Raw genomic sequence first — 332 nt, 5'->3', positions numbered from 1 at the left:
CGGCCAGGTCGACCGTGACCCCGGCCGCGCTGGTGTAGTAGCCGGCGGTGTCACGGCCGGCGCCGCCGTCGAGCAGATCGGCCCCGGCCCCGCCGCGGAGCGCGTCGTCGCCATCACCGCCGTTGAGGATGTCGGCACCGGCCCCGCCGTCCAGCGTGTCGCCGCCGCCGTTGCCGGCGAGGGTATTGGCGCCGGCATCACCCGTGAGCTGGTCGTCGAAGTTGGAGCCGGCGACGTTCTCGATGCTGACATAGGTGTCCCCGGCCGCTGCGCCGGACGCGTTACCGGTGGCCAGGTTGACCCCGACGCCCGAGGCCTCGGCCTGATAGGAT

At 73.5% G+C, this 332-nt stretch carries 1 protein-coding gene; it reads right to left on the bottom strand.

Features of this window, described 5'->3' with window-relative positions; genetic code table 11:
• Window positions 1-332, bottom strand: a 332-nt coding sequence (locus tag FFK22_RS42410; RefSeq protein ID WP_373683783.1) for a calcium-binding protein, incomplete at both ends; no start/stop codon positions are given.

It is taken from the genome of Mycobacterium sp. KBS0706, from assembly GCF_005938675.2.
In the GTDB taxonomy this organism is placed as follows: domain Bacteria; phylum Pseudomonadota; class Alphaproteobacteria; order DSM-16000; family Inquilinaceae; genus Inquilinus.
Note: the sequence above shows the minus strand (reverse complement) of the source record. Positions and strands in the feature narration are given on the sequence as shown.